Annotated in this window: 18 protein-coding genes; 8 read left to right on the forward strand and 10 right to left on the reverse strand. The window is 46.0% G+C overall.

The window, feature by feature from the left end; all coding sequences use genetic code 11:
* The coding region (locus B3S93_RS02980; protein WP_292748398.1) for a methyl-accepting chemotaxis protein at positions 1-1,551 on the forward strand (1,551 nt) is incomplete at its 5' end.
* 26 nt (positions 1,552-1,577) lie between these two features.
* Here the strand turns inward: B3S93_RS02980 and B3S93_RS02985 are convergent.
* Positions 1,578-2,465: an SDR family oxidoreductase gene (locus B3S93_RS02985; RefSeq protein ID WP_292353614.1), complete on the reverse strand. Its 888-nt coding sequence runs from the start codon at positions 2,463-2,465 to the stop codon at positions 1,578-1,580.
* A 548-nt stretch (positions 2,466-3,013) separates the two neighbouring features.
* On the opposite strand from B3S93_RS02985, the gene B3S93_RS02990 reads away from it, so the two are divergent.
* The 6 genes from B3S93_RS02990 to B3S93_RS03015 all read left to right on the forward strand — a co-directional run bounded on the left by B3S93_RS02990 (position 3,014) and on the right by B3S93_RS03015 (position 11,028).
* Complete coding sequence (locus B3S93_RS02990; RefSeq protein WP_292353615.1) at positions 3,014-3,475, forward strand: ferritin-like domain-containing protein; 462 nt, start codon at positions 3,014-3,016, stop codon at positions 3,473-3,475.
* 88 nt (positions 3,476-3,563) lie between these two features.
* Entirely contained in the window at positions 3,564-3,947 is a 384-nt protein-coding gene (locus tag B3S93_RS02995; RefSeq protein WP_292353616.1) for a hypothetical protein, read from the forward strand.
* A gap of 274 nt (positions 3,948-4,221) precedes the next feature.
* The gene (locus B3S93_RS03000) at positions 4,222-4,806 is read left to right on the forward strand and encodes a hypothetical protein (RefSeq protein ID WP_292353617.1); all 585 of its coding nucleotides are present in this window, start codon (positions 4,222-4,224) and stop codon (positions 4,804-4,806) included.
* Between the two features lie 199 nt (positions 4,807-5,005).
* On the forward strand, positions 5,006-8,704 hold the full coding sequence (gene metH / locus B3S93_RS03005; protein ID WP_292353618.1) for a methionine synthase: 3,699 nt from the start codon (positions 5,006-5,008) through the stop codon (positions 8,702-8,704).
* 74 nt (positions 8,705-8,778) lie between these two features.
* Positions 8,779-8,982 (forward strand): SlyX family protein, encoded by a 204-nt coding sequence (locus B3S93_RS03010; RefSeq protein WP_292353619.1) that lies wholly within the window; start codon positions 8,779-8,781, stop codon positions 8,980-8,982.
* A 45-nt stretch (positions 8,983-9,027) separates the two neighbouring features.
* Positions 9,028-11,028, forward strand: a complete 2,001-nt coding sequence (locus tag B3S93_RS03015; protein ID WP_292400168.1) for a tRNA(Met) cytidine acetyltransferase TmcA — start codon at positions 9,028-9,030, stop codon at positions 11,026-11,028.
* A gap of 286 nt (positions 11,029-11,314) precedes the next feature.
* Here B3S93_RS03015 and B3S93_RS03020 read toward each other — a convergent pair whose 3' ends face one another.
* The 9 genes from B3S93_RS03020 to rluC are packed head-to-tail and all read right to left on the reverse strand — an operon-like array spanning position 11,315 to position 18,095.
* Positions 11,315-12,517 carry a permease gene (locus B3S93_RS03020; protein WP_292353621.1) on the reverse strand — a complete coding sequence of 401 codons (1,203 nt, stop codon included), beginning with the start codon at positions 12,515-12,517 and terminating at the stop codon, positions 11,315-11,317.
* Between the two features lie 35 nt (positions 12,518-12,552).
* Positions 12,553-12,900: a Rieske (2Fe-2S) protein gene (locus tag B3S93_RS03025; RefSeq protein ID WP_292400166.1), complete on the reverse strand. Its 348-nt coding sequence runs from the start codon at positions 12,898-12,900 to the stop codon at positions 12,553-12,555.
* Positions 12,901-12,902: 2 nt separating this feature from the next.
* Positions 12,903-13,757 carry a PfkB family carbohydrate kinase gene (locus tag B3S93_RS03030; protein ID WP_292400163.1) on the reverse strand — a complete coding sequence of 285 codons (855 nt, stop codon included), beginning with the start codon at positions 13,755-13,757 and terminating at the stop codon, positions 12,903-12,905.
* 12 nt (positions 13,758-13,769) lie between these two features.
* Positions 13,770-14,417 carry an adenylate kinase gene (locus tag B3S93_RS03035; RefSeq protein WP_292353624.1) on the reverse strand — a complete coding sequence of 216 codons (648 nt, stop codon included), beginning with the start codon at positions 14,415-14,417 and terminating at the stop codon, positions 13,770-13,772.
* 41 nt (positions 14,418-14,458) lie between these two features.
* Positions 14,459-15,298 carry an HDOD domain-containing protein gene (locus B3S93_RS03040; protein ID WP_292353625.1) on the reverse strand — a complete coding sequence of 280 codons (840 nt, stop codon included), beginning with the start codon at positions 15,296-15,298 and terminating at the stop codon, positions 14,459-14,461.
* On the reverse strand, positions 15,289-15,450 hold the full coding sequence (locus B3S93_RS03045) for a hypothetical protein (protein ID WP_292353626.1): 162 nt from the start codon (positions 15,448-15,450) through the stop codon (positions 15,289-15,291). The genes B3S93_RS03040 and B3S93_RS03045 overlap by 10 nt, the downstream gene beginning before the upstream one ends.
* A complete protein-coding gene (locus B3S93_RS03050; RefSeq protein WP_292400159.1) occupies positions 15,450-16,433 on the reverse strand; it encodes a S49 family peptidase in 984 nt (327 codons plus the stop codon). The genes B3S93_RS03045 and B3S93_RS03050 overlap by 1 nt, the downstream gene beginning before the upstream one ends.
* A 43-nt stretch (positions 16,434-16,476) precedes the next feature.
* Positions 16,477-17,139 (reverse strand): HAD-IA family hydrolase, encoded by a 663-nt coding sequence (locus B3S93_RS03055; protein WP_292353628.1) that lies wholly within the window; start codon positions 17,137-17,139, stop codon positions 16,477-16,479.
* Entirely contained in the window at positions 17,139-18,095 is a 957-nt protein-coding gene (gene rluC, locus B3S93_RS03060) for a 23S rRNA pseudouridine(955/2504/2580) synthase RluC (RefSeq protein WP_292400156.1), read from the reverse strand. The genes B3S93_RS03055 and rluC overlap by 1 nt, the downstream gene beginning before the upstream one ends.
* 544 nt (positions 18,096-18,639) lie before the next feature.
* Here rluC and B3S93_RS03065 point away from each other — a divergent pair.
* Entirely contained in the window at positions 18,640-21,060 is a 2,421-nt protein-coding gene (locus tag B3S93_RS03065; RefSeq protein ID WP_292400153.1) for an Rne/Rng family ribonuclease, read from the forward strand.
* Positions 21,061-21,069: the final 9 nt, after the last annotated feature.

Below are 21,069 nucleotides of genomic sequence, written 5' to 3' on the forward strand. Positions count from 1 at the left end.
CGGAAAAGCAGTTGTGTCATTGACCCTTACCTTTATCCAATTGACGGTGAGCAAGTGCTATTGACCAGTCTGGTTGCTCCGATAATGCGTGATGGTCGGTTTATTGGCATAAGTGGTATTGATATCTCTGCTGCTTTTTTGCAATCGGTTATCAAGGATGTCGCGGCAGAGCTTTATAAGGGAATGGGGCAGACCTTATTGATCAGTCCACGGGGTGTCATAGTTGGACACAGTCAGCAACCTGAGCTGATTGGTCAGAATCTCAATGCGTTGGATAATGACCTCAGAGAAGCATTACGCAGTGTCAGCGAGGAAGGCCAAAGCCGGATTTTGCAGCAACAGCAACAATTTATCGTGCTTAGCCCATTCAACCTGCCAGGAAGTGATCAGGGCTGGGTAACCTATCTGGCGGTTCCAGAAGCCGAGGTACTGGCAGCCGTAGCCAAACAGGAGCAATTTCTTCATCGTGCTCAAACCACCTTTGTGACCACCACCAGTCTGCTGGGTTTGCTTTTAGCCATTATTGGTGTCGGTGTGGTCTGGCTGGTGGCGCGTAGCAGTATCAAGCCATTGTCAGAAATGACTACACTGGTAGCTTCTATCGCTGAGGGCGAGGGCGATCTGACGCAGCAGCTTGATATCAAACGCCAGGATGAGACGGGTAAATTATCCGGTTTTCTGAACACCTTTATTGGCAAGCTTCGCAGGCTGATTCAGCAATTAATTCCGCTTGGCGACAATGTCAGCAAGTTGTCTGCTGAAGGTCGTCAAATCAGCGAGCAAACGCGAACACAGATGGATCAGCAGCAGCAGTTGCTTGAAGAAATGGTTTCTGCGGTAACAGAAATGGCTGCTTCAGCCCAGCAGATTGCCGGAAATGCCGATCGCACATCACAATTTGTCAGTAATGCCAATGAGTCATCACAGTCTGGTGCTGGACTGGTGCAACGTACCTCAGAGTCAATTCACCAGGTCAGTAATAGTGTGCAGGAATCTCAATCAGCGATGTTGGAGCTGGAAAAAAACAGTGAGGCGATTGTCAGCATTTTGTCAGTGATCCAGGGAATTGCTGAACAGACCAATTTGTTGGCACTTAATGCAGCAATTGAAGCAGCGCGGGCCGGGGAGAAAGGTCGTGGTTTTGCTGTAGTAGCAGATGAAGTAAGAGCCCTGGCAAGTAGGACTCAGGTAGCCACTGTTGATATTCAGGAAAAGCTCAATGTATTGCAAAAAGGCAGTCGACAGGCAGCCGCCAAAATGCAGCAAAGTGGGCAACAAGTGACTGAAACTGTTGATCTGGCTCGTGCAGCAGAATCTGCATTGCAGGATATTCAGAAAGCTATCATGGAAGTCACCGAAATGACGTTTCAGATTGCTTCAGCGACCGAAGAACAAAGTGCGGTATGTGAGGATGTCAGTAAAAATCTGACAAAAATTTCGCAACTGGTCGAACATACAACCGAGGGCGCTCGCCAGCTGAATCAGGTAGGGAATCAGCTGGACGAAGCTGCTAACAGCCTTAAACTTCAGTTAGGTTCGTTCAAGGTCTGACCTGGATTTTATGGCAACCCGGGGTTTCACATTTGGATACGGCCACCGGTGACGCCATAAATTTCACCAGTCACATAGCTGGCATCTGCTGAGGCCAGAAAGACATAAACCGGTGCCAGTTCAGCCGGCTGGGCCGGGCGGCCAAATAAGGTATTGGCACCGAAGTTTTTCACTTTTTCATCAGGCATGGTGGTGGGGATTAACGGAGTCCAGACCGGGCCCGGTGCTACCCCGTTTACTCTGACGCCCTGGTTGATGGCTTCAGAAGCTAATGACAGGGTGAAGTTGGCAATAGCTGCTTTAGTTGCGGCATAAGGAGCAAGATTGCTGCTGGGTTCAAATGCCTGAATAGAGGTGGTGTTAATAATGGATCCACCTGGTGGAATATGGTTTAACGCTGCTCGTGAAAAATGGAAAAAGGCTTCAATATTGGTTTGAAATGCATAACTGATTTCCTCATCGGGAATATCCTGTATCGATTCATAGGTTTGCTGAAAAGCGGCGTTATTGACCAGAATATCCAGTCGGCCAAATTCTTCGATACATACTTCCACGGCTCTATCACAGGCCGGTCGATTATTTGACTGATCCATTTTTATTGAAATAACTTCTCGACCAGCTTCCCGTACCAGGCGTTCAGTCTCATGTGCATCCACTTCTTCGCTGAGATAGGTAAATACAATATTTGCTCCCTCACGAGCATAGGCCAAGGCCACCGCCCTCCCAATGCCACTGTCACCACCGGTAATCAAAGCCACTTTCCCGGCTAATCGATCATGTCCCTGATAGCTGGTTTCACCATGATCCGGCACCGGGTTCATTTTGCTTTCCTGACCGGGCAATTTCTGTGACTGCGTTTCAAATTCGGGACGAGGGTAACAATTTCTTGGATCAGTGAAGGTGTTTTGCGTCATGGCTGAAATCCTCCTAAATCATTAATTGAAAAACACTTAATGAATAACTCAATTGCAAAAGCTATTCCGATCACGATTCAACGAGAAAACAATCAGTGATGATGAGCTGCTAATGCGTAATTAGATGTATTTACAGGAACAATGCCCGGGTAAAAATTACTGGTGATAGGAATTTTTTATACAGGTAACCCTTTATTTTGCTGATTTAATTTAAACAGAATTCCGGGCCAGACATTGTGCATCCTTGTTTCACGGTGAAAAAAGATCTCTGGCATACAGATTGCGATAGTGTTGATTAGCTTTTGGCTAAGGCCAGTACATGATGCATTGCAGTATATGTACGCTAAGTAACGAACAGAGTGAGATGTTTGGGAGAGAATCAAGAATATCCAAGACATCATGAATCCGGAAATCGAAATGGTCAGTGTTACGACCCGCGTTAAAGATGAGTACCGAAAATGGCTGCGTGAGTGGCTGTAGTAAATGGAGGGTCAGGTTTAAAAAATGAATAAGCAATTAATATTCAATAAAAAATTTAAAGGCACACGATGGAAGTAATTAATGAGAGTGATGTCATGGAGACTGAAGATATCATCAGCAAGCTTAATGATTTGGTTGCATTGGAATTTAATGCTATTGAGACTTACGAAGTTGCAATCGAACGGCTGGAAAATCTCGACTATCGGGCAAAAATGACGGAGTTTCTTGGCGAACACGAGCGCCACTTGATGGACTTATGTGACGCGATTATCGAGGAAGGTGGAACTCCACTAGATGGAGGAGATTACAAACAATTCCTCACAAAGGGACCCGTGATCATCGCGGGTATTGGTGGGGATAAATCTGTTTTGAAAGCCATGCTGCTTAATGAGGGGCTGACCAACAAGCTTTATAAAAATGCTAATGATGAAATATATCCTGGTTATATCCAATTAATGCTGAAGCAGGCCCTGGGAGATGTTCGTCATCATCGGGTCTGGATTGAATCGGCGATACAAGAGCTTGATTAAAACATACGAAAAATATCACACCAGGCATGCAACATTTACTTATATAGAACTGTCTTTTTAAAAGATAGCTTAATGAAGGACTAAAGAAATGTATAAAAAATTATTTCTTTCAGCAACCGTTTCGGCTTTCTTAACCGTTACTTCAGTAATGGCAGAGGATTTAAATCAACCTCAGGACCACCGTTCAACCATTAACCAGAAACAGGAAAATCAGGTTGGACTACCCATCGATAATCGAGTTGATAGTCAGATAAAACAGAATCAACAAAACACAACGGTCAATCCTCCTGAAACTGAACCATTGCCGACAACTCCTCCTTCAAGATCGGTTATCACACCTGAACCACCGCCACCACCTTCGCGCATAAACCCGAAAAGTAACGATCCGACTCTTCCCGAAAACCAGTCTCCACAGGGTATTGCGCCAGATGTGCCGGATTCAGCCTATCCGGATGATAGCCCGACGCCATAACGTTGAAATGAGGGTGAAACACTAAATGACGAGAATCGAACTTAACTGCTCAACTTGGTTGAGCTTGCGGTGTTAAAGAGCCAGTTTGGATAACATCGCTAATATAAACAAAGCTTCTACAGGGTCAAACAGATAAAAGGATGCTGCCATGCCACACGCTAGAAAGTTAGATAATCAGCCCATACCGAGACACCATACCCGGTTTTCAAAAACACTCACGGATGATGAAAAGACAAACACGAGCTCTTCTTCTGAAAAAAACAGAGCTAAAATCATGCTTCATCCTGAACTTGATATGGATGAGATGGATTTTGAAGTTTTAAGTAAATCCGTTCCTGATGGAGCCGTTGGTGACATCAAGAAAGTGCATCAACACAACACTGAATTGTTGCTGCATAAACTAGGTCAGCGACTTGCATTTGAACGCGCCAGCGTCAGATTATATGAAGCGCTGATATTCAAATGTCTGGCAATGCGAAATGGCAGAAAAACTGTAGTTTCCGTTGACCTGTTAAGACAATTCCGTGATGAAGAAGTAGAACATAGTCGGTTACTGAAGACGGCCATCGAGACATTAGGATTTGACTCTGATGAATGGATTCCCGATGCGGATTCCAATTTACAGTCCAGCCTGCAAATACCCAAAGTCTTCACCAAGAAAACGACATCCGTGCTGCAATGCCTGGAATCGGTATTGATCTTTGCTACTAATGACAATGCAGAATGGCATACACTGCACGGTTTGTTTACCAACATGGGGTTACAGGACCTGGCGAATGAGTTTAATCAGGCCCTCGAAGAAGACAGCCGACAGCTTGAGACTATTTCCCGCTGGATATATCAGCTCTCTCACGCCTGAGACGCTTCAATCCTGCTGAAATCAAAACTGGGAGGAGAAACATTTCTCCTCCCATATTCTTTTTGTCAGTTTAAATCCATTAAAGATATATTTTCGACTGAGCTCAAAACAGAAGCGCTAACATGCCTGAAGCGATACGAGTATCTGTTATAATCAAGCGTTTTTTCTATACCTCTAACAGCCTGACAGGAAAACCGTTTTGACCACAGCTTCTCATCAAATCCGCAGTCTGCTTGAACAAAAGATCCTAATCCTTGATGGCGGCATGGGCACCATGCTGCAAAGTTACAAATTGAGTGAAGCAGATTTTCGCGGTGAACGTTTTGCCAATCATCCTTGTGATGTCAAAGGTAACAACGATTTACTGTCGCTGACTCAGCCGCAGATCATTCGCGATATTCATCGGGCCTATTTTGAAGCCGGTGCCGATATAGTTGAAACCAATACCTTTAATGGTACGTCGATCGCGATGGCCGACTACCAGATGGAAGATCTGGTTTATGAGCTGAATAAAGTCTCGGCACAACTGGCCCGTGAAGTGGCCGATGAATTTACCGCCAGTAATCCTGACAAACCGCGGTTTGTCACCGGCGTATTAGGCCCCACCAATCGTACCGCCAGTATTTCACCAGATGTAAACAATCCTGGTTTTCGTAACGTCAATTTTGATCAGCTGGTGGAAGCCTATCTGGAGGCCATTCGTGGTCTGATTGATGGTGGCAGTGATCTGCTGTTGGTTGAAACCGTCTTTGATACCTTGAATGCCAAAGCCGCAGTATTCGCCATCGAGCAGTATTTTGAACAGCATGATGTGCATTTGCCGGTGATGATTTCCGGCACCATTACCGATGCCAGTGGCCGCACACTTTCTGGCCAAACGGCTGAAGCGTTCTGGAATTCACTGTCACATGTACAACCGTTATCCATTGGTTTGAACTGTGCTTTAGGTGCAGAGCAATTACGTCAGTATGTTGAAGAGCTGTCGAATATTTCCACCAGTTATGTCAGTGCCCATCCCAATGCCGGTTTACCAAATGAGTTTGGTGAATATGATGAATCACCGGAAGCCATGGCGATTCATATCAAGGAATGGGCCGAAGCCGGTTTCCTGAATATTATCGGTGGTTGCTGTGGTACGACGCCGGCACATATCAAAGCCATTGCCGAAGCCGTCGAAGGTGTTAAACCACGCCAGCGGATTGAAAACAAGCATTATTGCCGCTTGAGCGGCCTGGAACCCCTGACGATCACACCGGACAGTCTGTTTGTGAATATTGGTGAGCGGACCAATGTGACCGGTTCATTGCGGTTTGCCAAACTGATCAAGGAAGGTGATTACGATACAGCTTTAGAGGTTGCCAGACAGCAGGTTGAAAACGGCGCACAAATCATCGATATCAATATGGATGAAGGCATGCTCGATTCGCAGGATGCGATGGTGACTTTCCTCAATCTGGTTGCTGCCGAACCGGATATCAGCCGCGTTCCGATTATGATTGACTCCTCCAAATGGGAAATCATTGAAGCCGGTCTCAAATGTATTCAGGGCAAGGGCATCGTCAACTCGATCAGTCTCAAGGAAGGTGAGGAAAAATTCATCGAACAGGCCAAGCTGGTACGCCGTTATGGCGCAGCCGTTATCGTCATGGCGTTTGATGAAGATGGGCAGGCCGATACCCGTGAACGGAAACGCGAAATCTGTACCCGCAGTTATGAGATTCTCACTGAAAAAGTGCATTTTCCGGCCGAAGATATCATCTTTGATCCGAATATTTTTGCCGTGGCGACCGGCATTGATGAGCATAACAATTATGCCGTCGACTTTATTGAAGCCACCCGTGATATCAAGCAAAGCCTGCCACATGCGATGATCAGTGGCGGCGTATCCAACGTATCATTTTCATTCCGTGGTAATAATCCAGTACGTGAAGCGATTCATGCGGTGTTTCTCTATCACACCATCAAAGCCGGAATGGACATGGGTATCGTCAACGCCGGACAGCTGGCGATCTATGATGATTTACCCGAAGAGTTACGTGAGCGGGTTGAAGACGTTATCTTAAACCGCCGTAACGATGCCACTGATCGCTTGCTGGAAATTGCTGATAAATACAAAGGCGATGGCAGCGTTGAGAAAAAAGAAGATTTGGAATGGCGCAGTCTACCGGTGGTTAAACGGCTGGAATATGCATTAGTCAAAGGTATCGCGGACTTTGTCGAAGAAGATACCGAGCTGGCTCGTCATGAATATGCCAAACCACTAGAGGTCATCGAAGGACCGTTAATGGACGGCATGAATGTGGTCGGCGATTTATTCGGTGAAGGCAAAATGTTTTTACCACAGGTGGTTAAGTCCGCCCGGGTAATGAAAAAAGCCGTGGCCTATCTGATGCCGTTCATCGAACTGGAAAAAGACGACAGCACGGTCAGTAGCAGTAACGGTAAGATCCTGATGGCCACGGTAAAAGGCGATGTTCACGATATCGGCAAGAATATTGTCGGCGTGGTATTGCAATGTAACAACTTCGAGATCATTGATCTTGGCGTGATGGTGCCTGCAGCGACAATTCTGGAAACCGCACGCAAGGAAAATGTCGATATTATCGGTTTGTCAGGTTTAATTACGCCTTCGCTGGAAGAAATGGCGCATATGGCCAAGGAAATGGAGCGTTTGGGGTTTGATATTCCGTTAATGATCGGTGGTGCAACGACTTCGCTGATTCATACCGCTGTCAAAATTGATCCAAATTATCATGGTCCGGTGATTTACGTAAAAGACGCATCACGAGCCGTTGGCGTGGCACAGAATCTGGTCAGTAAAATCACCCGTGAAGATTTTGTCGACAAAATCAAAACCGATTATCAAACTAAACGCGATCAGCATAAAGGCCGTAAATCTACCCGACGTTTGCTGACACTGAAACAAGCCCGGGCCAATAAAACCAAAATCGACTGGCCGGCATATCAAGCGGTAAAACCTGCTCAGACCGGAATTCAGGTGTTTGATGACTACCCACTACAAGAATTGGTGGATCGCATCGACTGGACACCATTTTTCCAGTCATGGGAATTAGCTGGCAGATATCCCCGTATTTTAACCGATGAAATCGTCGGTGAGCATGCCACGCATTTGTTTGAAGATGCGAAAAAAATGCTCAAACAGATTGTTGATGAAAAATGGCTAACAGCACGCGCGGTGATTGGTTTGTTTCCAGCCAATAGTGTCGGCGATGACGATATCGAAATTTATACTGATGACAGTCGTCAGCAGGTATTAATGAAATTGCATTCATTGCGACAGCAAGCCGAGAAACCACCAGGTCGGCCTAATGCTGCATTAGCAGACTTTCTGGCCCCCAAAGACAGTGGGGTGGAAGATTATATCGGCGCCTTTGCTGTAACTGCCGGAATTGGCATAGATGAGCATATTGAACGTTTTGAAGCTGATCATGATGACTACCATAGCATTATGGTCAAAGCGCTGGCCGACCGGCTAGCAGAAGCCTTTGCTGAGCGTATGCATGAACGGGTTCGCAAGGAATTCTGGGGCTATAAAAAAGATGAACAATTAGCCAATGAAGATCTGATTGACGAAAAATATCAGGGTATTCGTCCGGCACCGGGATATCCAGCATGTCCAGATCATACCGAAAAAGGTCTGTTATGGGATTTGCTGGATGTAGAAAAACGCATTGGCATGACGTTAACCGAAAGTTTTGCCATGTTGCCAACAGCGGCGGTCAGCGGTTTCTATTTTGCGCATCCTGAATCACGTTATTTTGGTCTGGGTAAAATTAGTGAAGATCAGGTTAAGGATTATGCAAAACGCAAAAACTGGACGCTTGATTATGCTGAACGTTGGTTGGCACCGGCATTATCCTATGATGGTGATGATTGATGACGGATAAAAAACAAGCCCATTCTTAAAACTGTGTTTAAACCCATTAACTATAAGAAAGGGGAAGTTTAGCTATGCATGAAGACATCGTAGATTTACAAACCCGCATGGCGTTTCAGGATGGTGTGATTGAACAACTCAACCAGGTGGTCACCGATCAGCAACAGCAGATAGATCGACTGGAACGTCGAATGGAAAAATTGCTGGGTCAGGTGGAAGCACTTCAGGCAGATCAGTTGATCCAACAGGCGAATGAACCGCCACCACCGCATTATTAATTCTGTCCAGCGTCTATGAAGTTGAATAAACCGCCCAGGCGATGTTTGCTGATTAAAGAAGCGGTTGAGCTTGCTCATCAAACTGCTGAAGCCTTGCTGGCATTCTGGCAGCCCGATTCTCATATCTGGCTCACTGACGCTTCACAGGCCTCAGCGGATAAAAAAATTCAAAAACAGGCACGCCAATTTCTCGGGCAAGAATTTGATGTAGTGGTTTTTGACGCGACTCAGGAATTTAACGCCGACAGCTTTGCAGCCATTATTGGCACTATCCGCGCAGGTGGTATATTGCTAATGCTGCTGCCTGAAAAAAGTCCTTCTTCCAACTGGTATCAACGGTTTGAGCAGGTTATTGAGCGTTATCAAGCTGACTTTGTAGAGTTTCATCAATGGCTACCGGGTAGAATCCTGCCAGGTGATTTTCGTCCTGAACAAAACCCGGATAAAGCGTTTCAACTGACGCCTGATCAGCAAAATGCATTAAGTCTTATCCACAAAACAGCTTTTGGTCATCGGCGCCGACCCTTATTGATTACATCTGATAGAGGTCGTGGCAAAACAGCCTTGCTGGGGATCGCGGCAGCGGAGTTGATTCGCCAGGGGAAACAAAAGATTTTAGTCACAGCCCCCAGCTATGCCAGTGTGGAAACTTTATTTAAACATGCTGCCAGCGAATTAAAAAACGCCCAGCTTGGTCACGGGCAGTTATTCAGCGATGGTTGCGAGATTCAGTTTGTGGCACCTGATGCTCTGCTGGAGAATGAGCTGGAAGCTGATGTATTGCTGGTTGATGAAGCCGCTGCATTGACCTTACCCATGCTCAAGCTGATGTTGCAACGCTATCCGAGGATTATTTTTGCGACGACTTTACATGGTTACGAGGGCAGTGGCCATGGTTTTAAATTGCAGTTCCAGCAAGTCCTTGATCAGCAAACACCAGATTGGCGACAGATTGAATTAACGCAACCGGTTCGCTGGAATTTAGGCGATGTATTGGAACAATTCAGCTTTGAACTCTGTTTGCTGGATGCCGAACCTGTCGCTGAACAATTGATTGTGGATCTGGGGATAGAAAAGCTTCAGGTTAAAAAACTGACTGCAGTAGAGTTATTAAAGGACGAAGCGTTGTTAAGACAATGCTTTGGTCTGATGGTAACGGCGCATTACCGAACTCGGCCATCTGATCTGCAAATGCTGTTGGATCGTGATGATATGTGGTTAGTTGGTGTCTTTAATCAGCAGCAGCTGGTTGCTAGTGCATGGTTAGTAGCTGAAGGACCGATTAATCCGCGATTGGCCGCAGCAGTATTTGCTGGTGAACGACGTCTAAATGGTCATCTATTGCCGCAGACATTGTTAGCCCATTCAGGCATTAGTATTGCCGGTGAATATCATTATCAGAGAATCGTGCGGATTGCTGTACATCCTGCCCTGCAAAGTCGTGGCATAGGACAGTATTTAGTAAATGCTTTGGTAACTCATTTACCAGAAAACACCGATATATTAGGTTGCAGCTTTGCTGCCAGTGAAGCATTGGTGCGCTTCTGGCAAAACAGCGATTATCGATTAATGCGAGTGGGCGCTCATAGTGATCATATCAGTGGTCGTCATGCAGTCATTCTGGCAAAACCCATCAGTTTGGCTGGTCAGCAACTGGTTGAGCTAACCCAGCAACGATTGAGTCAACAGTGGCCAGATTTGCTCAATAGCCAGCTATCTCAACTGGAAGCCGGTTTGATCCCATTGTTGATGCAGCTGTTACCGGAAGCGGAGTTGCCAATAACGGCTGCTGATGAAGAGGAAATCACTGCTTTTGCCTTTCAAAAACGGCATTATGATGCTTGCCAGATAGCCATCAGAAAATTTGTGTTGAATTGCGTAGAACAGCAGCGGTTCCTATCAATTTCAACATTACTGCAATCTATCTGTTTAATTTTTGTATTACAGCAGCAGCCAATAGCCACTGTTTGCAGACAGTTAAATTTGAAAGGGAAGCAGGATTTGATAGGGCAGTTGCGGGAAGCGATCAGAGTTCTATTGTTGTGAGGTCAGTAATAAATAATCTGTAGAACAATTTTTTGCAGTGCTTCCCACAAGCTATGCTTCATTAAAATGCAATATAGTTGTCATCTTTTCGCCTAACATTGGCTTGATCGAAACCTACGGAACAAACTTCTGTAATTAAGCTTAGTAGCAGGTATGTTAAATAACTAGCACTAACAGCAAATGAAATAATCACAACAGAGAAAAGTTGGGAGGGAAACGAACAAGCAATTCCTGCTGGATTATAAATACTCTTGGTTCAAATGCGTCAGGCAGAAGACTGTTCTTCTCAAAACAAACTCAGAACCACGCCCAACACCAGCCAAATAACAGCAATTACACAAAGACTATTGATAATCGGTTGGCTACTACCTCCACCGTGATGGTGATGTTTGCTATTCTCATTTTGGCGTTTCCATTTCAATAACATCCATACTGAAGCCACTATGGATATGACATTGAGCCAGAACTGATAATTAAGCTGAAAATGATCGCGATCAGCTGGGGATGACCACTGGCTCTGATCCGGCAACGAGTTAAATAACTGCAGCCCATAATGCATCAGCAAGGAAGTGGCTATTAGGCAGGTAAATAGCATAAGCATAATGTACAGAGCCATTTTCCAGCCATAATATTGGGCATTAATACGCAGCACTGGCAACACAATTAAATCAGAGAAGATGAAGGCCATCACGCCAGCAAAAGCGACCCCTTCACCAAACAGAACTGCTGCCAAAGGAATATTGCCCATTGAGCCGATAAATGTAAAAAATGCGGCAACGGGTCCAACCATCGCCTGTTGCAATAAGGCCCAGAAACCCGGGTCGCTGGTACCGGCACCGATAAACAGCCACTCAAAAAAAGCCGTTGGCACAAAAGCGGAAATAATGCCGGCGACAGTAAAGCCAATCAGTACGTCTTTCCATACCATCTGCCATTCCATGGCATATTTCTGACTAATAGCGGACCAGATTTCTTTATCCAGAATACGTGACCACGCATGACCGTCGTTTTCATGGTCATGATCACTATTTGATTTTTTTTGCCGCGCTTTTTTGATTAATTCGGCCGGATTAGTCAGCTTTATGAATAGCCAGGCTAAAAGGATCAGAATAATTCCACCAATATATTCTCCGACCACAAACTGCCAGCCCAAAAACAGGGCGATAACAAAACCCAGCTCGATAACAAGATTGGTGGAAGCAAGCAGAAATGCTATAGAGGGGGCGAAATTGGCGCCTTTTTGAAACAAAGCACGGCTGGTTGCAAGTGCAGCAAAGCTACATGAGCTGGAGATAAAGCCAAATGCACTGCCCAGCGTCATAGATTTCAGACTATCATCACCCATTAATTTGCGCATTTCACTACGGGAGACCATGACCTGGATAATACTGCTGATAAGATAACCCAGCACAAATGCCCAAAGAGCCATCCAGAAAAATCCCAAGCTGGTGAGGGCGGCCTCGGACCATTTATCGAGCAAAGAATCCATCGCAATTCCTTTCAGCTGAAGTAATTAAAACCCTATCAGCCTTGAGAGATGAGGTAAACCTCCCCTTGCTCAGTGATTTCAATATTGAGCGGAGTCAGACTTTGCCCGCGACATGGACCGGAAATACAATAACCTTCTTCCAGCGTAAACAACGCGCCATGTGTTGAGCATTGAATATGTGTTTCTTCCAGCGAGAGAAATTTGTCTGGCTGCCAGTTCAAGGGGATGCCCAGATGTGGACAATGATTGAGATAGGCGCGGATATGTTTGCCCTGACGTAGCACGACAATATCGAGCTCATTTTCTGCTGCTAACGGGATCTGAAATCCATAGCTTTGATGGTCTTTCAGGTCTTTGGTATGGCAAACAAATTTTTTCATCATAATTAAACGAGATTTTCAAAACCATATTGTTGGCATTTTCGAGCAGCGAGTTCACTGGCAAATTGCAGACTATCCTGTAGCGAATTTTCCGCTACCAGGCTGTGGATCATTCCGGCATTAAAGGTATCACCGGCACCCAAGGTATCAACAACGTGATCGATCTTGGTTGCTGGAATATACATAACTTTTCCATTGTGCCAGCCATAAGCACCTTCTGCACCCCAGGTAAGCGTTGCCTGATAGGTCACTGGCAGCGAAGCCAGCATATCCTCTGCAGATTGAAAACCTCTCGCCTCGGCATATTGGCTGGAGAAAAAGAGCCAGTCAGCCCAATCAAATAAGCTCTCAATATCTTCGCGAGGTTTCTCTATTTCCAATGATATAGGCACATTTGGTGCCTTTTGCCGACAATATTTCAGTATTTTCTGTAATTCAGAAATATTACGGGCTTCAAAATGTAACCAGTCAATTTGTGATAAATCGATGTGCTGGAATGCGGCAAAACTCAATTCGGGACAATCTCGGTGATGCACAATCGTACGACTGCCAGTTTGCCGGTTTAACGTGATATAGGATGTTGGCATTTTGCCCTCATTCAATCGAGGGCAAAACTGTGTATTGATGTGATAGCGATTTAGATCGGCTTCGATAACCTGACCATCGGCCTCATTAATCAGTGTAGCAGCCAAATAACTTTGATGGCCCAGCTGACTTAACACGCAAAGGGTATTGCTGGCATTACCACCACGGCGAATGCGCTGTGATAAAGCCCGAACTTCTGCATCTTCTTCCGGATAGCTGGCAACTTCATTAATAATATCCAGCGTCGCAATGCCGGTGGCCAGAATGCGTGCCATCAGTAAAACAAATCAGATGTCGTCGAAAATGGCACCGACTGCATCAGTAATGGCATCAATATCGCCGGTACCTTTTATCGTGTGAAGTTTATTCTGTTGCTGATAGAAGCCGACTAATGGCGCCGTTTGTTCTTCATAGACTTTCAGGCGATTTTCGATAGTGGCTTCGTTATCGTCCTGCCGTTGAAATAATTCTCCACCACAATTATCACAGATACCTTCCTGCTTGGGTGGAGACAAATGTACATTAAAAATGGCGCCACAGTCCTTACAGGTACGGCGACCGGTTAAGCGTTGCATCAATTCATTAAAGGGTACATCCAGTAACACCACTCCCTGTAATGGTTGTCCCAGATCATCCAGCATCTGATCCAGTGCTTCGGCCTGAGCAATATTACGTGGAAAACCATCCAGAATATAACCATTCTTGGCATCATCATGTGTCAAACGTTCACGGATAAGTCCAATCACGATTTCATCAGAAACCAGTGCGCCGGCATCCATCGCAGATTTAGCCTTTTTACCCAAGTCAGAGCCGGCAGTGACCGCGGCACGAAGTAAATCCCCAGTTGAAATTTGTGGGATATTGAATTTTTTGGATAAAAATACGCCCTGAGTACCTTTACCGGAACCCGGTGCGCCAAGTAATACTGTTCTCATGTTTGCCTCTTGCTAGTTTGCTATTCGTTTAAATTAGATTTTTATAATAAGTTTGCTGCCAGATGATCTAATTGGATGGCCACTTTACGTAGCAATGCTGGAATTATTTCCGGTTGTAAACCCAATCTTTCCCAGGCCACAGGGTCCAGCGGAGGAACATGCTGATCACCGCTGTGTCCGAATGGAACTGAACTGACCATAACATCAGCGACGTGGACAATGCAGACTTCTGGCGCATAGCCTGAAGCAACCGGAGTGTGATGATGTCTGGCAACAAAACCAAGCGATTCCGGTAACCGCCATGCCTGAATTAACGCTTCTCCGGCCTCTGTGTGGTCAAAACCGAGCACCCGCTGTTCAGCCAGGTAAATGACTTCATGCCCGAATCTGGCGCTTTTTATTGCTTCGCCAGACAGTTCAGGTACTGATTGATACAGGACCAAACTGCCGATGTTATGTAACAAACCGGCAATCAGATATTGCTCACTTTGCTTATGGCCTGCTGCTTCAGCGAGTAATTTGGCACAGATGGCACAGGCCAGACTGTGTCGCCAGAAAGTGTTCATCTCTATCAGTGTTTTGGGGATGCCGGTAAAGGCATTAACCACCGATGTTGCCAGAACCAGATTGGTCAGTTCACGGGTACCAATAACAGTAATCGCACGGGAAATGGTATTTATCTGCGATGGAAAGCCATAGAAAGGGCTGTTAACGATCTTCAATAATCGTGTCGTCAATGCCGGATCGGTGTTAATGACTTTACTGATGTCATCAATGGCGCTGTCAGGATCGTGGATCAACTCATCAAGCCGGGCATAGGTACTGGGCGGTGAAACCAGTTCCAGCGATTTGTTAACTAATGATTGAGGTGTCAGAGCCATGCTTTATCCGTTTCATCAGGAGTCAGCTTGTCTATTGATGCCTCGGCAAACAGCATGGCTATTAAAGGATGATTCAGGTCTGCATAGCGGAATAATTCTTCGCGCTCGGCTAAGGCCTTGGTCTCTGATTCATTGAGATGGTTAGTTTCCATTAACGAAGATTCCAATATTGACTACTCAGCAGAATTTCACTGATTTTCACACCGAGGCTGCCGGCAAAGCGATCCAGATAGCTTGGGCGGGGTGTGTAATCGACAAGTTCTTCGGCGCCGACAATGTCTCTGGCAACGGTACTGCTATTGGCCAGTCCATCAATCAAACCTAATTCAAGCGCCTGCTCACCCGACCAGAACAATCCGGAGAAAATTTCAGCATTATCTTTTAAACGATCCCCTCGGCCAGTTTTGACGACATCAATAAACTGCTGGTGGATATTGTTGAGCATTTCATGGGCATGCTCAACATCTCTTTCCTTAAGTGGCATAAACGGATCGAGGAAAGCTTTATTTTCACCGGCTGTTAATGAACGTCGTTCCACGCCTACTTTATCCATTGCTTCGGTGAAACCAAAGCTATCCATACGAACGCCAATTGAACCAACAATACTGGCTTTATCGGCATAAATTTCATTGGCGGCCACGGCGATATAATATCCGCCTGAAGCGCAGACATCCTGAATGACAGCATAAACAGGGAAATCAGGGCGTGTTGCCCGCAAACGGGTGATTTCATCGTTGATGATTCCCGACTGAACCGGGCTGCCGCCAGGAGTATTCATGCGGAGGATTAATGCTTTGGCCTGTGGACTTTCGAAAGCTTCACGGATACCGGTGACAACCCGATCGGCACTGGCTTCCATATCCGGTGCAATAACACCACTCACATCAACTAATGCCGTATGTGGGCCTGATGGCAGATCACTCTCGCCAAAAGGCCTAGTCATCAGGAAGATAGCGACGAAATACAGTAATACCAGAAATTTGAACAGGTATCCCCAGCGGCGTGTTGCGCGCTGCTCTTTGATGGCAGCGAATGCAAGATCCTGCAGAATTTTGCGTTCCCACTGGTCATTTTGCGGTGAAGTGTTCTGTGGATCTTGTTTGTGTTCTGGTGGAAAGTCGCCAAAAGTTGCCATTAGGTTTCATCCTGAACTATAAAGTTAGTGGGTCACATCATAATCAAAAGCGCACGTTGTTGCCATGCAACCAGTCATCCAACGCAAATAAGTCATCAACAATATGCAGTGGCTCGCAGGCCTGCAACCTTTCCAGAGCATGTGCCCCGTGTGTTACCGCAACACTTTTTGCTTTGGCATTATGGGCCATCAGCAAATCAAACTCGGTATCACCAATCATCATAGTGGCATCTGCTTCAACGCCACAGAAGCTTATTAATTCTTCAAGCATTTGCGGATGCGGTTTGGAATGACATTCATCAGCACAACGCGTTGCGGTAAATAAATCTGCTAAACCCGTGGCAGCGAGGACTTTGTCCAGACCGCGTCGTCCTTTACCGGTTGCCACACCGAGGAAAATATTCTGATTTGCCAGTTTGTGCAATAACTCGACAGCATTATCAAACATCGGCGACTCATGTGGATGATCCAGCCAGATTTCTCGATAAGCCATTGCCAGCCGCTGAATATCTGCATCGGTGCTGTGTGGATATAGGGTGCGGACGGCTTCTGGTAAACCCAAACCAATAATCTGACTGATTGCATTATCAGTTAATGGCGAGAGTTGCAGTTTATGAATGGCTTCGCGCATACAGAAAACGATATGGCTGGTGGAATCCATCAGGGTGCCATCCCAGTCAAAAACGATCATTTGATACTGACTCATCACTGCTTTTCCAATTGTTTTAAAACGTCTTTTAGCGTATCGGGCAGTTCTGCGTTAAAGGTTAATGGTTCATCCGTTATCGGGTGTTTGAGCGAAAGCTGCCAAGCATGCAGAAACATGCGTTTTAAACCAAATTGTCTGAGACGTTTGTTAAATTCACGATCGCCGTACTTTTCATCACCAGCTACCGGATGTGACTGGCTGGCGCTATGCACACGGATCTGATGTGTACGTCCGGTGTAGAGTTTTGCAGCAACCAGCTGGCAGCCAGAAAACTCCTGTTTTACCTCAAATAAGGTTTTGGATTTTTTACCATTAATATCCGGCACCACCATGCGCTCGCCAGAACTCAGCGAATTTTTTTGTAATGCCAAATCAACAATGTTTTCCTGTGCAGGCCACTTGCCTCTGGTTAAGGTAAGATAACGCTTATCGGTTTCAGAGTCTTTCATTTGCTGCTGCAGATTTAATAGCGCGGTACGGCTTTTTGCCAGCACCAGACAACCTGAGGTGTCACGATCCAGGCGGTGTACCAATTCAACAAAGCGATTTTCAGGACGTATAATGCGCATGGCTTCAATGACGCCCAATTGGATCTGACTACCTGCATGAACCGCCAGACCTGCAGGTTTATTTATCACCAGTATGTCATCATCTTCCATGAGAATTGCGCTTTCAAGTGCATCGGTAAGTGAGTCGGATAACTCGGTAATAACAACTTTCTCACTGACCCTGAGCGGAGGAACCCTTACCTGATCACCAGCTTGTAGTCGATAGGTCTGTTTAATGCGACCTTTATTAACCCGAACCTCGCCTTTGCGCAAGGCACGATAAATCCGGCTTTTCGGAACGCCTTTTTCCAATGTAATCAAAAAATTATCAATACGTTGGCCTGCCTGATCGGCCCGAATATCGATAAATTGAACGCTTGGTGGTGCTGGTGGAGAATTCGCCATAAAATATTGTAAGGTTATTTCTTGCTGATGTGGTTGCGTACTGATATATTTTGCCGTTGGTCTGTACGTAAAATGAGGTCAGTATACCGGCTTTCTGGCGATGAGACCTAAGCAAACGTCGCTCCCCCTAGAAATGGGGTTGATGCGGCTAAGGACACGAAACGAATTTGAATACGCTGAACAGGGGTTCAGTGATGCAGGGCTCCGCATAAGGAGCTTGTTTTTAAGAATAAGATGGTTCCCACGTCTGGCTACAGCAAAACAAATAGCAAAAAATGTACAAGACAGGGCGACGAAGTAAATAATCAAACGTACTGTGACTAAAGAGAGTCACACGACGTTATGTAGCGTTGCAGAACCCTATTGCAGCCACAATGTGATGACATTGTATAAATGGACCAGTGATCTGTTGATTCGATACTGGCAGTGCCCAACTAGTTGATTATATTGCTGATAAAACGCCGTTCTGGATGTCCTGGGCAGGCTGATGCCGCCCGGCTTACTGACTGTAACTGACGCGTGAACCTCTAACTGAGGTTTATGAATGAAACGAATTTTAATTAACGCAACACACGAAGAAGAGTTGCGTGTTGCGATGGTCGATGGCCAGCGCTTGTTCGATCTAGATATCGATACTCCTTCCAGAGAACAGAAAAAAGGTAATATTTACAAAGGTAAAATCACTCGTGTAGAACCGAGTCTCGAAGCGGTTTTTGTTGAATACGGTTCTGAACGTCAAGGCTTTCTGCCACTTAAAGAAATCAGTAAAAGTTATTTCCGACAAAACAAGGATGACGGCGAAAACAACGGCCGAATCAATGTGCAGGATGTGCTTTCAGTTGGCCAGGAACTGGTCATTCAGATTGAAAAAGAAGAACGTGGTAACAAAGGCGCAGCCCTCACCACATTTATCAGCCTGGCCGGCCGTTATCTGGTTTTAATGCCTAATAGCCCACGTGCCGGTGGAATTTCACGCCGGATTGAAGGCGATGAACGTGCGGAACTGCAAGAAGCCTTGCGCGATCTGGAAGTTCCTGATGGCATGGGCATGATTGTTCGCACTGCCGGCGTCGGTAAACAAACCGAAGAACTGCAGTGGGATCTTGAATACCTTGTCCAGCTTTGGACAGCTATTGATGTTGCCACCAAAGACCGTAATGCGCCATTTCTGGTGTATCAGGAAAGTAACATCATCATTCGTGCGTTACGTGACTATTTGCGTAAAGACATTGGTGAGATTCTGGTGGATTCACCAGAAGTTTATCAAACTGGTTATGACTTCATGCGCATGGTCATGCCGCATGAATTGAGCAAATTCAAGCTCTACCAGGACAAAGTTCCGTTGTTTACCCGTTACCAGCTGGAAAGCCAGATTGAAAGCGCTTTCCGTCATGAAGTGCGACTGCCTTCCGGTGGCGCTCTGGTAATCGATCCCACTGAAGCGTTGATTTCAATTGACGTCAACTCGGCGCGTGCCAATAAGGGCGGCGATATCGAGGAAACGGCACTGAATACCAATCTGGAAGCAGCTGAGGAAATTGCCCGTCAATTACGCTTGCGTGATTTGGGTGGACTGGTGGTTATCGACTTTATTGATATGGGACCTACCCGTAATCAACGTGAGGTGGAAAATCGTCTGCGTGACCATCTAAAATCAGATCGTGCTCGCGTTCAGATTGGCCGAATTTCACGGTTTGGTTTACTGGAAATGTCACGTCAGCGTTTACGGCCTGCTTTGGGAGATGCACATCAGGAAGTCTGTCCTCGTTGTGCCGGTTTAGGCCATGTTCGTGGCGTAGAATCTTTAGGTTTAGCCGTATTAAGACTGGTTGAAGAAGAAGCGACAAAAGACAGCGTCAGCCAGCTGGTAATTCAATTACCGGTTTCTGTGGCAACTTTCATGCTGAATGAAAAACGTGCCCAGATTGATACGATTGAAAAACGTCATGGCGTGCGTTTGGTATTGATTCCCAATCCGCATCTGGAAACACCACATTACGATATCGAACGTATTAAAGATGGCAATGAAAAACAGACCAGCAGCCATCAGCTGATTACGACGCCTGAAATTGAAGCAACCGTAGTGTTAAAAGAAAAACCGGTTATGGAACAGCCTGCTGTTACCGGTATTGCCCCTATTGCTCCTGCACCGATTATTAAACCTGCAGCAGCGGCTGAACGTAAGCCAAGTCTGTTAAAACGACTGTTAGGTGTTTTAACCGGTGCTCCGGTAGAAGAACCAGAAGTGAATAACCCCGCTTCTGTTGTTAAAGAGACTGATGTGGAAAAAGAAACCCGTAATCAAAATCGTCGTAGTCGAGGACGAAATAATACCAACCGACGTAATAATAATCGTCCCCGTCGGCCTGAAAATGCTGCCGGTGAAGAGGAGAAAAATATCAAACCAGCGGAAGCATCCACAAAAGTTGCCACCGCAGATGAGAAACCTGCAGCTGAGGCTGCGGGAGATGAAAAAGCGCGTAATCCCAATGCCAAACGTTCACGTCGGGGCGGACGTCGTCGTCGCGGACGTGGTGAAGGCGATGCCGCAGCGGCGGGAACAGTAGCGACTGAGAACTCTGAAACTTCTGAAAAAGTGGAACGTCCGGAAAAGGGCAATGCCATTCCGACACCTCCACCAGAAGTGAATGGTAATGCTATCCCTGAACCAGAACCGGAAATCAATGGCAATGCTATTCCAGTATCGACGGAGCCAGAAGTAGACGGCAACAAAATTCCGGCTAAATCTGCACCACGTCGTTCGCGTACCAGCACCGGAGCATCGACTAATAACCGTCGCCGCCGCGGAGCACCTGCAAAAGATAAAGAAAACCGTGAAACAAAAGAAGTAGAAAAAAATCCTGCTTCGGCTGATAATGAGACTCAGAAGGTTGAAAAACCAAAACCAGTTGAAAAACCAAAACCAACTGAAGAGAGTCCTAAAGCAGATGCCAAGGAATCATAAATTTAGCTG

The organism is Methylophaga sp. UBA3613, from assembly GCF_002375415.1.
Taxonomy (GTDB): Bacteria; Pseudomonadota; Gammaproteobacteria; order Nitrosococcales; family Methylophagaceae; genus Methylophaga.

What these genes read in the sequence shown, in the direction of transcription:
- B3S93_RS02985 (WP_292353614.1), bottom strand. Translation starts at nt 2,465, where the DNA reads ATGACGCAAAACACCTTCACTGATCCAAGAAATTGTTACCCTCGTCCC.
- B3S93_RS02990 (WP_292353615.1), top strand. Translation starts at nt 3,014, where the DNA reads ATGGAAGTAATTAATGAGAGTGATGTCATGGAGACTGAAGATATCATC.
- B3S93_RS02995 (WP_292353616.1), top strand. Translation starts at nt 3,564, where the DNA reads ATGTATAAAAAATTATTTCTTTCAGCAACCGTTTCGGCTTTCTTAACC.
- B3S93_RS03000 (WP_292353617.1), top strand. Translation starts at nt 4,222, where the DNA reads ATGCTTCATCCTGAACTTGATATGGATGAGATGGATTTTGAAGTTTTA.
- B3S93_RS03010 (WP_292353619.1), top strand. Translation starts at nt 8,779, where the DNA reads ATGCATGAAGACATCGTAGATTTACAAACCCGCATGGCGTTTCAGGAT.
- B3S93_RS03020 (WP_292353621.1), bottom strand. Translation starts at nt 12,517, where the DNA reads ATGGATTCTTTGCTCGATAAATGGTCCGAGGCCGCCCTCACCAGCTTG.
- B3S93_RS03025 (WP_292400166.1), bottom strand. Translation starts at nt 12,900, where the DNA reads ATGATGAAAAAATTTGTTTGCCATACCAAAGACCTGAAAGACCATCAA.
- B3S93_RS03030 (WP_292400163.1), bottom strand. Translation starts at nt 13,757, where the DNA reads ATGGCACGCATTCTGGCCACCGGCATTGCGACGCTGGATATTATTAAT.
- B3S93_RS03035 (WP_292353624.1), bottom strand. Translation starts at nt 14,417, where the DNA reads ATGAGAACAGTATTACTTGGCGCACCGGGTTCCGGTAAAGGTACTCAG.
- B3S93_RS03040 (WP_292353625.1), bottom strand. Translation starts at nt 15,298, where the DNA reads ATGGCTCTGACACCTCAATCATTAGTTAACAAATCGCTGGAACTGGTT.
- B3S93_RS03045 (WP_292353626.1), bottom strand. Translation starts at nt 15,450, where the DNA reads ATGGAAACTAACCATCTCAATGAATCAGAGACCAAGGCCTTAGCCGAG.
- B3S93_RS03050 (WP_292400159.1), bottom strand. Translation starts at nt 16,433, where the DNA reads ATGGCAACTTTTGGCGACTTTCCACCAGAACACAAACAAGATCCACAG.
- B3S93_RS03055 (WP_292353628.1), bottom strand. Translation starts at nt 17,139, where the DNA reads ATGAGTCAGTATCAAATGATCGTTTTTGACTGGGATGGCACCCTGATG.
- rluC (WP_292400156.1), bottom strand. Translation starts at nt 18,095, where the DNA reads ATGGCGAATTCTCCACCAGCACCACCAAGCGTTCAATTTATCGATATT.
- B3S93_RS03065 (WP_292400153.1), top strand. Translation starts at nt 18,640, where the DNA reads ATGAAACGAATTTTAATTAACGCAACACACGAAGAAGAGTTGCGTGTT.